Source organism: Dendronalium phyllosphericum CENA369 (assembly GCF_016056275.1).
Classification (GTDB): Bacteria; Cyanobacteriota; Cyanobacteriia; order Cyanobacteriales; family Nostocaceae; genus Dendronalium; species Dendronalium phyllosphericum.
In genome coordinates, this window is record NZ_JAECZA010000113.1 from 1 (window position 1) to 11,431 (window position 11,431).

Sequence of the window (11,431 nt, forward strand, 5' to 3'; positions counted from 1 at the left end):
ATCTAGTATAGTTTTAGTAGCAAAATTTACTAAATCTTTCTCTTTTCTCCCCCAGCTACCCCAGCTACCCCCGCTTCCCCTGCTCATTTCACGACGATCTCACTTTTTCGCGTTGCTCCCTTGCTGATGATTGATACCAATTCACTAAAATCATGAAACAGATTTAACCATTGAAAGCTTTGCTGTATCTAAGTTTTTTAATTGCGAATTGCGAATTGCGAATTGCGAATTGGTATGAGGTGAGGATTTTCAATAGTCCGCGACTCGACAATAAATATTTGTCTATACGCACTGTGTAGAAAGTCTTGCCCTGCATGAAAAGACAACCTCACTTTCACCTAGAACGAGGAGTGTAAGGAAGCTCTAAGTTTTCCACAGCAAGGCGTTTAGTTTCTTCGCCGCGACGGTCATACTTAGAAGTTGTTGCAGGTGAAGCGTGTCCGGCTAATTTCTGTACAGTCACAATATCTGTCCCAGAATCTAGCAAGTCTGAGCAAAATGTCCGGCGAAAGTCATGGGGAGAAAAAGACTCTACCCCTGATTCGGCAGCGCGTTTGCGAACAATCAGCAATACTGCCTGTGATGACATTCTTCTTAATTGTACCTCTCCACCTTTGCGAATCGGGCATAACAACGCTCCCCCTTTACGACCACGAACACACAGCCAATCTTCAACCAGTGCCATTGCGCCCGTTGGCAAATACACTGTCCGGTCTTTATCACCTTTACCTTGTCGAACTTGTAATTCCCCATTCCGGCTCAAGTCTTTCAAGTCCAGATTTACCACTTCCGCCCGTCTTACCCCCGTACCGCGCAGTATGGCAATCAACGCCGCATCTCTAATACCCTGTGGTGTGGGGTCGTCAAGACATACCTTTAGCAGTGCGCCAATTTCTGCCGATGTCAACGCTCTGCCTTTAAGTTTTCTTTTGACTTTCACACTCTGAATATCCACAGCCTTAGCATAATCTTTTGCATCCATTAATTCCAGCCGCAGTGCTTCTTTGAGAACTCGGCGTAATGCACACAACATTTTATTCGTTGTCGCTGGGGAATATTTTTGTGCTAAGGCAGTACGAATTGCCGCCGTGTGCTGATAGCGCAAAGCCGCCCAATTGAGCGTATAAGCATCACACTCCCCATTGGAAATCAAAAGTGCGATCGCATTGAGAGATTGTTCCATTGTCCGTTGAGAACCATTTGCCAGGGCACAAAGGTAGACTGCCGCCGGGTGAATGGTCAAAGGCAGCGGAGAGGTCAAAACTAAAGATTGGACTGGTAAGCGAGACATTTACTTATCAGAACACACATTCTCATAAGTAAATTTTCCCCGAAAAGGGGACAAGGCGAGCTGCCTTATCCCTCCATTGGCAACACCAATTCATCTAGCCACTCGTAAAATTCCGGAATTGCCGCCTCCAAGGAACGCAGTTCTTCCTGTGCGATCGCCTCCAGCTGCAAGACCACTTCCCACCGCAAATCTCCTGCCCATCGCTTGAGAATTCCTTTGACAGCTTCTGCTCCTTTGCCCAGCCCGGAGCGAAGGGTTTCCACACAGTGAAGTAGAGTCGTGCGATCTGGGGAAGAAGCTTCGGGGCAGGGGAGCGCTTGTGCAGCGGAGAGAAATTCTTGCCCCTCTGCCTCTTGAAGTTGCGTAGTATCCCCCCCCGATAAATGGGGGTTCCCTATACAATTATCGGGGGGGGTGGATACGGGGTGAGAAACACGTTCTAACCCTAGCGAAGACTGGGTTTGGAAATAATCAGCCCGTTGCTGTTGACGGTGAGCGATAACTTGTAGTGCAAATTCTAATTCTAACTTTGAGAGCGAGAAGAATTTCACTTGTTGACCGCGAGGACCAATTTTACGACAAACTAACTTTAGTCCAAGTTGCTCAAGGAGAGTGGCCAGCAGCCAGATTGGTTGACAGTCGGTTGGTACAGTGAAACCAAGAATTGCTTTGATGTGAGCAGCACATTGAATGGCGCTCGCAGTCATATTTAATAGATGTGTGTCACTTGCAGTAATCTCAGAGGAGGTTACTAAACGTTTCAGGATGTCATGTAACCCCAAGTTGAATCGGGCTAACCACTTGGCAGAATAATTTCCCCAGTCCATACAAAATGGTAGCTTGTCGCGTTCGGCGCGGTCTTTTCCCGTAACAAATGCTGGTGGTGCGGGGTACTGTTTGCCAGTTTTGGAGTCTAATATGATTTCATCTGGTGGAGATAAGATGGCCTCAAGTGCGGCGAACGCCCGAATTAATCTCCCGCCATCATCTTTCTCAACCAATGATTCAGTAACTTCCATTCCATAAGCATCGTGAATGCGGAACTTCTCACACTCGTTAATTTCGTCAGGTGAAAGGTAATCTTTAGTTTGACGCGCCCGGTATTCACTTTTGGAAATATTCTTAGCCTTGGCGACAGCATGATTGTGAGCAGTATCCAAAGCATCAGCAGCATTTTTCAAATATTCCCAAGCTATTGCATCATGCTCTTCACCCACAGGTACTATAGAATTGCCCATCTGGGTTAATAAGTCCTGAAGGTTAGCCCGAAGATTATTAATTGATTGGTGACGGTTGGCTATTATTTGACAGTAAGCGTCCAATGCCCAATCTTTCTCAGCACCTCGCTTGCCAGTTTCCCGGTCAATCCGTAACAGAAAAGCCGTGATTTCGTTGGTTTGAAGCAATCGCTCCTTAATTTTAGTGGGGTTGGTATCGAGATAACCAAATGGGGGTTTTGGGGCCACCCAAACATGAATTGGAACTTTTGGGCGATAGCGCCACAGTTGTTGAGCGCACTCAGTTGCAGTTTGACTGATGGCATGAAACACCCCAAACACTAAATCAAAATGATAGTCTGCAATGTCTACACCAGTTCCCAGACTGGGCGAAGTTAAAAGTACATCTATATTTTTGACGGCATTGGTGATGTCTTTAATGAAGGCTACATTCTCCTCACTGCCAGAGTTGTCTGAGTGGATTGACCAGATTCGCAAGTTTGAAGTCGGAAGTTTGAAGTCGCAAGTGGGAGGTAAAGACTTCACTTGTGACCTTTGACTTGCGACTTTTGACTTCGCTACTTCTTGAGCTACATTCTTCCTTTTGTCTGTTTCCCCAGGCGAAGCTTCTTGTTCAATCTGCACACTCAAAGATTTCTCTAGCTTCTTAATGAAACGCTTCGAGTCAGACACTACCATAATTTTCTGACCTAGCATTAGTGCGGCACTTATTTGAGCAACCAACGCCGACGAGTCCTGACCTTCATACCAATAGATGGTGCGATCTCCATTGTTCCATTGGTTCTCGATAATGTATGGTTGTTCCCCTGGTGGACGCATTGCTCGAAAAAAGTCGATAGTCACATCATCCAGGTGTGCATCAGCGATGACCACCAAGGGTGCATTGTAGACAATATGATGTAGTACCTCTAATATGATGGCGCGATGTGACTTACAGGTGTTGCTGTGTAATAGGTGAGTTAGATACTGGCAAGCCTCATCGATGAATACGCAACCATATTGTAATGCCTGGGTATTGAGCTTATGTAGGCTATCGATGGTGATGCTAAGTGCCTCGGCAGTAGCCATAGCTGCATAACCCAGGTCAGAATACATTAAGGTTTCCAGTCGAACTCCTAAGTTTTTGAGCAAGTTTACTCGATGCCCGTTATTGAGGAATTTCAGTCCGGGGTTAGCTTTACGCCAGTAACGCATCAACTCGGTTTTGCCAGTCCCCATACCGCTTAGTAGTCCCACCAGTCCAGTTTTTGGCAACCGGACACTAAAAGCTAATCCGAAATCTGACTTGGGAGGCTGGGGTTCATCTGGAATCTGTACTTGAGTTGAAACAGTCTCGGAAGTTAGCACGAAAGGCAGAGGGCAGGAGGCAGAAGGCAGAAGGGAATTCTGATTCGGAGCCTCTGCCACGACTGAAGGGAGTAAGGGTTTAAGCCCCACACCAAAATCTTCGATTTGGTGTCTTGCAATCAGTGTAGGTGTAGAGCCTACACTGCATTGCAGTCCTTCTGCCCTCTGCCCTCTGCCTTCTGCCTTCTTCACCTTTGCTGCATCTTGAGTGCGAGTTTTCGATTCGCTCAACAGTTCTAATGCTAACTGTTGTAAATTTAGAGGAGCGTTTTGCTGTATTAAAACATCTGGTGCAGTTTGAGTAGCATCGTTGTTTTTCTCTTTGAGATTTTTGGTTTTAGATTGTTGCTCGGCAGGTACTACAAGTGCGCTTGTGAGATACTGAACATTGACAACTTCATTGGGCTTATATTTTCTCAGTCCTTGGTGCTTAACTATGAACGAGCGCTGGTAATCTTTGAGAGATAAAGCATCATCAATAATTGCCGTCAAAAGTGCGTTAGCGTTTGAACCTCGCTCAACTACAAAATCATCTACACCTTTTTCTGGCCCTGGCAGTAGTGCCACTTCACAAACACAACCCTGAGATTCAATCGCTTTACCTGTGCGAACTGTGGCTTGATATACTGACCACCGGGTTTTCAGTTTAGTCTCGTAGTCAAATAGGATAATGAACTTGCGCCCCGGCTGGGCTAATGGTACTAGGTCTGGATGCAGCCTTTCATCAAAATCCTTTTTGCCCACGCGACCATTCCAGATCCCTGGCAGTGAGATCGCTACAAAACCCAAGCTGAGTAAACAGGCAGCCTTCTTCTCGCCTTCGCATAATATTATTGGGATCTCTGGGTGTCGCTTGACCCACTCCCAGAATATCAGTGGTGCTAATAAGTCTAGTAACCTCAACGCTAGAGGGGAGTGATAGCGCTTGATGTTATACCTGCGTGCCACAATATCCCAAATACAATCGGCCACATCAAAGTAGGTAACACGGTTAGGCGTTTTGGGTGGCGATTCGTACTTAACTGGTTTCCCTTTTTCCCAGTCAATTCGGGGTAGGGAGGGTTTCATTCGTCCCCACTCCATTGGCAACCAGTTTAGCTGTGGGTCAAGTCCGCTAATCCATAATCCCCCTGCCATTAAATGCAGATAGGCTTTCAAAAAACCGTCTGTAACTCGACCAGCGTTTTTTCGGGGGAGCGCACTAGAGATGAACAGATAATCGTAAACTGTTTCTCCTTCAATATGAGAAAAGTTGCGCTCGATCAATGATGGATGAATCGCACTGCTCACCGCTAGCTCATGATACTCTGCTGCGGTGAGATTATTGGGGTATTCAATTGTGCGATCGCTCATCAGCTTCTGCCCCCACCTGTCGGGGTGGTTCCCTGTCTCAAAGCTCTTGAGAGAACAGAGTTGTTAATCGGCACTCTTACAATCCCTAATAGCCTAACCTTAACACCCTCTTGTATTGGGCATTCTTGATTTATCACAATATTTACCTCTGAATCTTGGTTTGCAAGCTTCAAAGGGGGTTTATGACGCTGCTAGTTGTTTCAACTACGAAAATCGGGAATTTTCTTAACCAAACTTCATCTTTATCAGATTCCAGAAAATTCAACAGCCAAAATTGCCACACGAATGCATTACATTTGTGTGGCTTCTCGCTATAATACGAGAAGCAGCAGCGTGGACTAAATCTCTTCTGACCAGTCAGTGGAAAAGTCGCCAAACTTTAAGCACCACTTCCTTGGTACCTATGAGATCAACCCCGCTCTGAAACTATTTAATTGTCTCGTTTTGGGCAAAGCGTCACTCTAAAAGTGCGGTTTGTCCTTTCAATTGCGATTGTCTTGTGAAAACCTCCATTAATCGCTTCATCAAGTTAGTAGCTCGATCTTACAGAACTTCTGGTCTTTTAGGATCTAACAATGTTCTGATTGTTTACTTTTGACACCTCCGTAATTCATTAATATTTGTTCAAACTGACCCTCTTGGTTGAGGGTTTTTCTCAAGCAGCTCCAGGCGTGGCTGTTGTTTCTGCCTTGGGTTTGCGCTCGAAAACTTGTATGTTAGGTTCCTCTAACACGAACCCTTGTTCTGTTTGCTGACCGAGTTTGCCAGCAATCATCGCTGCAACCCACTGTGGGTTATTACTGGCAGTATCGGTCAACTTTTTGCAAATCTTAGGTTTGACTGTGATTGAAATGATGCGACTATCACAGTCAATGTCGAATTGTTGCCAGTTGTTCTCTACCGTTTTTGATTGTGGCAGTTCGTTAATTTTGATGGTTATTTCTAGTTTGCCTGCAATCATAGTTACCTTTGTTAAGATGCGATCGCTAATGTTGATGAAGCATCTGCTCCGTGTACCAATCCCTGTGGATCTGTCTTAATATACTTTTTAATTACTGGTTGAAGAGTAAAACTAATTTCTTTAGTAGTTGGGTCTTTCATTGATTCTATTAATGAGTATTTTTCAAGGAATTCTAATGCTTTGATTAACTCTGATGTTGAAACTGATATTTTCTGCTTGTTATTCATATCATCTAATAATTGAGCAAAGCTAACAAATTGTGAATTTAAAGCTATTTGATCTGCTAAATAAATCATAATTTGCTGCTGAACTTCACTTAATACTTGACTAAACATTCTATCGAGCATTGCTTCAAGTTCACTGCTAACAAACGTTGTTTCATTATTAAAGAATATTTCGGTACTTCCAGCGAAAAAGTAGTTAATTCGCTCGCCTATTGTTTCCAGTTCTAATGGATTCCCACTGTAAGTTTTAATTAGATCTTGACATTTTTGTGGATCGGTCAATCCTTGAGCAGCTAAAATCTGCATTGCAGCATCTGCATCTAAACCTTTAATTTTGAGATACTGAATAGGTCGTTTAGCTCTTATTAAACTATCAAATTCATTAGGAAAAACTCGACCAGTTAAAAGCAGGCAGCTTTGATGTTGTTCTTCTACTAAGCGACGAAAAAATGTTCTGTACTCTAGCCGCTGCTCAAAGTTATTTTTCTGGAATAATGTGTCAAATTCATCTAATATCAGTAAGCAGCGGCGTGATTGCAACTGCTTAATGAAAACTGTAATTCTCGGTTGGGTATAGTCAGGCAGGCTAAAAGAGGGGTCTAAGGGGTGAAGTAGCTCTATCAACTCGGCTACTAATTCTTGAACTAGTGGTGCATGGGATACTGATTTCCAAATCAAACAATCAAATCTAGGTTGAGATTCTACATTAAGTTCTGCTACTAGTTTTGCAGCTAATGCACTTTTGCCAACTCCTGGCACCCCTATTAATGAAATACAGCGCTGCTTAGTTACTAATTCTTTTAAATAAGCTAATTCCTGTGTCCGTCCATAAAAGCTGGAGATATCAGGTAGTTGACCTCCAACGAATTGTATGAAGCCGTTGGTAGGGAGTGTTTGATTTCTAATAGACAATGGGAGAGTATGATACTTGTCTGAAGTTACTTTTTCTAAAAAGTCCCGTAGATTCTTCTTGTAAACTCGTTCGCCATCACCAATGGTAGCAGACAATACATCCCACAATTGAGGAGCTAAACGCCGTTGTAAGTAATTCAGGCTATAAGGTGAGTTTTGTGCTATCTCTTCGTAGTCACAATCATTCCATGCTCCCTTCAAGACAGTGATTTCAGCTTCCGATAAGTGTCTACCTATTTTGGCGAACACTAAATTATCTATTACAATCAAAGCTTCCTCAAAAGTTATCGCCCCTGAACAAGTTTGTTCAAGGAGATCCTGTTCTGTCTTAGCAATAGCTCCCTTTTGGAAACGTTCCATAAATTAGGGTGACTTTAGGAATGTTTTGTATAACACTTGATCTTACTAGAATTTTCCGCTTGTGGTTGTTCGATTGAGTCAGCGTAGCATACAAATTTCTAATGATGTTACTAAAACCTTTGTAGATCGCTTAGGCACTTGCCAGAAATAAAAGCGCTCTTCCGTATCAAGCATATTGTTGTGTTTACCAGTAGATAGGAGTGCTTGCTCCCTTTGGGGCGCACTCGACGGTGAGCGGTAAGCGTGCTTTTATTGGTAGAGTCTCCTTTATACCTATGTCTGTAAGCTTTTCAATTAGCCACGGTTCTATGAAATTCTCAATTAAGTTAACTGAATATATAGAGATCAATAGCCGACTGTTTGTATAAGTTTTTTAAATATGTCATGTTATTGTATCAATCCGTTTTGCGATCGCCGTCAAAATCCCGACGATGTTGGAAACTGTCTCTGTTGTGGTACTTCATTATTGATTAATGACCGCATACGTCTAGTAAAACCCTTGAGAGCGCTCACTGACGATCCATTCACTTATATTGAAGTTTTTGAAGTAGATGACGCTGGAACTGAATGGAATCCCATCCGTAAGTGGCGAGTTATGAAAGTCTTGAGATGGGATACGCCTAAGTTAGTTAAGTTGATTGAACAGGAGTCTCTTGCTTTACAGCTAATTCAACATCCAAATATTCCCGAAAGTACTGTATATGATTTTTTCACTTTTGTTCCTAATAACAGTCGTTTAACACTACATTGTTTAATTATGGATAAGATTGAGGGACACAACTTAGAGCAATGGATAGAATCTAACGGGCGTATTTCGCAACCCTTAGCATTAGAATGGCTCAAACAGTTAGTTGAGATACTTGATGTAGTACATCATTCTGATTTTTTTCATCGAGATATTAAACCTTCTAATATAATTCTTCAACCGAATGGCCAACTAGCATTAGTTGATTTTGGCACTGCACGGCGATTAACTAACACTTATCTAGCAAAAGTTAGTGGAAGTGGTGGAACTAACACAGGTAGGGGAGGAAGATATGAAATTACAGCCGTAGTCTCGTCTCGTTATACTCCATTAGAACAAATTGAGGGACAAGCAGTACCACAGTCAGATTTTTTTGCTTTGGGTCGAACTTTCGTACAGTTAGTTACTGGCACTCAGTTGATAGATTTGCCCAAAGAGCAACAAACAGGAAAATTAATTTGGAGAGATAAAGCACCACAAATTGACAACCCATTTGCTGATTTTATTGAGGAATTGATGGCTCCTCTGCCAGTGCAGCGACCGCAAACTACACGACTAATCTTGCAGCGATTAGAAAAACTGCCTCAGCAAATTAAAACTTATAAATTAACTAATTCTCAAATATTTAAATATAGTAAATATGCATTAATGGGTTTAGTAGTTGTTGGGGGTGTCTTTTTGTCTATACCTCTAGCAGCGAACTACCTAGTAACCCAAGGACAAAAATTAGAAACAGCAAATAATTCTCAGGGGGCGCAAGAGTTATTTAACTGGGCTTTAAAGATTAGTCCTCGGAGTAATCGTACTATATCAAGTTTTTATTTTGATAAAGGCTCTCGAAATTTAGATAATCCTCAGCTAGCTAAAAAATACTATGAGTTAGCAGTTAAATATAACGATAAAGATGCATCAGTATATAATAATTTAGCTGCTATGTGTCAGTTATTAGGGGATATTAGCTGTGTTAAAAATAGTTATGAAAAACAATTTACATTAGAACATAATAACTGGGAAGGACATTATGGATTAGGAAACTTTTATGAAAGCCAAGGGAAGTATGATTTAGCACAAAATGAATATCAAATAGCAATGCAAAAAAGCGAACAAGCAATACCTGCTATTGCCGCTTTATCAAGATTAAAAAATAAAAATAAAGACTATAATGCAGCAATTTATTTAGCTACAAAAGGGTTGCAAAAAACTCAGAATCGGGAATTACAAGCATCATTGTATAAAGATTTGGGATGGGCAAGCTTTCGGCAAAAAAAATTGAATTTAGCTCAACAATATCTAGAAAAAGCGACAGATTTAGATCCAGAACGAACAGATGCTTTCTGTTTACAGTCTCAGGTAGAGGAAGCTTTGAATAAAAAAGATGATGCCAGAATTTCATTGGAAGTGTGTATGTTAGGCAAATCGAGTCTGCCAGAAGTTTTTATGTGGAGGCAAGAATTATTAGACCGCATACTTAAAAAATGAATAAGTAGTTACAAACTTATGAACTCTACTTTTTACTGAATTTTGACATCTAATATATCTAGTTTTTACCTTGTTACACTTAATTATATTAATCACATAAAGTTCACAGCTATCTATGAGATAATAAGCGGATATAAGCAACATATCTGTATCAAAAAAGTGAAATATAATACAATTTTTTTGGGTTCACTCTGCTTAAGCTTTCTATTAATAACAGTTGAACCATTGTTGGCTAATCCACCACTAGTAAGAATTAAAAGAAGTCAGGTTCTATGTGAGCCAATTGGCAGAATAATAGAAAAAGGAAACAAGCAGTTTAAAGCTAAAAGCTTAATGTGCGAAGGAGACAAGTTAGAAGTCTCAAAGGGCGCTAAAGTAAAATTTTTATGTTTCAGTTCAGGAGATATTATTTGGTTATCTAACGGTGTAATTCCCTCTAACAAGTGTGAAAAAGTTAATACCTCTGAAACTAGATGTAATCCTAATAATCTGAAGGTGTGCTTACTGCGAAAAGGTGGAATAGGGGAAGATTTTGAACCTACAATCATTTATCCCTACACTAGCTCACTGATGAAAACTAGACCAGAGATCGCGTGGCTTCCTGTTCTAGGAGCTACCGCTTATAAAGTGAAAGTGAGCGGATACGACTTTGGATGGGAAAGAATTGTCAATCAAACGCATCTGACTTATCCAGCACAGGAAAAAGAACTACCATTCGCTCAAGCGGTTCAAATCACTGTAATTGCTTATAGAAAAGATGCTTCTCCTACAGCAGATACCTTTGCTGTAAATTTGTTTTCTCAAGAGGAAATTCATCAAGTCCTAGACACAATAGAGCAAATCAATTCTTTAGGTTTACCTGAAGATGAAGCTGTTCTGGATGTAGATGCTGTATATACGTCTAGAGGTTTTTTAGATGAAAGTATAGAATTATTAAGTCGAATTGTTACAAGCAAAAGTACAAATCCAACAATCTATAGGGTTTTAGGCGATCGCTATTTTGAAGCTGGGTTGCCAGATAAAGCAAGCGTTCAATACATGACAGCATCGGAACTGGCGAAGAAAAGCAATAATTCCTTTGAGCTTCATAAAGCCCAAGAGGGACTTAGAGATTATTTATAAAGTAAATCTTTAGACGACAAGACGACGTAGCATAATTCTAGTCATAACAGCATATATGGCTGCTTCGCTCATTTCTGGGAGACGCTCATAATCTTTACTAAGACGATGGTACTGGTTCAACCACCCAAATGTTCTTTCTACTACCCAGCGTTTGGGGAGAACTTGAAATTCTTGCTCGGTACGCCGTATGACTTCAACGTGAGCTTGAATCATCAGCCAAACCGAAAGAGCAAATTTATCACCGTCGTAACCGGAATCAACCCACATGACTTGAACTTTTTCCAGTAATTCTGGGCGCTCCTCTAATAGTTCCATTAATGCGTAGGCAGCAAGTACTCGCTCTGGGGCATTTGCTTCACTGACAACGACTTTCAACAATAGTCCTAGACTATCAACTAG

Annotated in this window: 7 protein-coding genes; 2 read left to right on the plus strand and 5 right to left on the minus strand. The window is 41.6% G+C overall.

Annotated features, from left to right (window positions below):
* Positions 1 to 334: 334 nt before the first annotated feature.
* From I8752_RS19755 to I8752_RS19775, 4 genes are all read right to left on the minus strand, one after another.
* Positions 335 to 1,291: a tyrosine-type recombinase/integrase gene (locus tag I8752_RS19755; protein ID WP_214434002.1), complete on the minus strand. Its 957-nt coding sequence runs from the start codon at positions 1,289 to 1,291 to the stop codon at positions 335 to 337.
* A gap of 65 nt (positions 1,292 to 1,356) precedes the next feature.
* Complete coding sequence (locus I8752_RS37475) at positions 1,357 to 5,229, minus strand: plasmid replication protein, CyRepA1 family (RefSeq protein WP_225895771.1); 3,873 nt, start codon at positions 5,227 to 5,229, stop codon at positions 1,357 to 1,359.
* Between the two features lie 655 nt (positions 5,230 to 5,884).
* Positions 5,885 to 6,190, minus strand: a complete 306-nt coding sequence (locus tag I8752_RS19770) for a fertility inhibition FinO-like protein (protein ID WP_214434003.1) — start codon at positions 6,188 to 6,190, stop codon at positions 5,885 to 5,887.
* A gap of 11 nt (positions 6,191 to 6,201) precedes the next feature.
* Complete coding sequence (locus I8752_RS19775) at positions 6,202 to 7,686, minus strand: NACHT domain-containing protein (protein WP_214434004.1); 1,485 nt, start codon at positions 7,684 to 7,686, stop codon at positions 6,202 to 6,204.
* A gap of 379 nt (positions 7,687 to 8,065) precedes the next feature.
* On the opposite strand from I8752_RS19775, the gene I8752_RS19780 reads away from it, so the two are divergent.
* Positions 8,066 to 9,910 (plus strand): serine/threonine-protein kinase, encoded by a 1,845-nt coding sequence (locus I8752_RS19780; RefSeq protein WP_214434005.1) that lies wholly within the window; start codon positions 8,066 to 8,068, stop codon positions 9,908 to 9,910.
* Between the two features lie 159 nt (positions 9,911 to 10,069).
* The gene (locus I8752_RS19785; protein ID WP_318780870.1) at positions 10,070 to 11,032 is read left to right on the plus strand and encodes a tetratricopeptide repeat protein; all 963 of its coding nucleotides are present in this window, start codon (positions 10,070 to 10,072) and stop codon (positions 11,030 to 11,032) included.
* Between the two features lie 9 nt (positions 11,033 to 11,041).
* Here the strand turns inward: I8752_RS19785 and I8752_RS19790 are convergent.
* Positions 11,042 to 11,431, minus strand: a 390-nt coding sequence (locus tag I8752_RS19790) for a transposase (RefSeq protein WP_214434006.1), incomplete at its 5' end; no start/stop codon positions are given.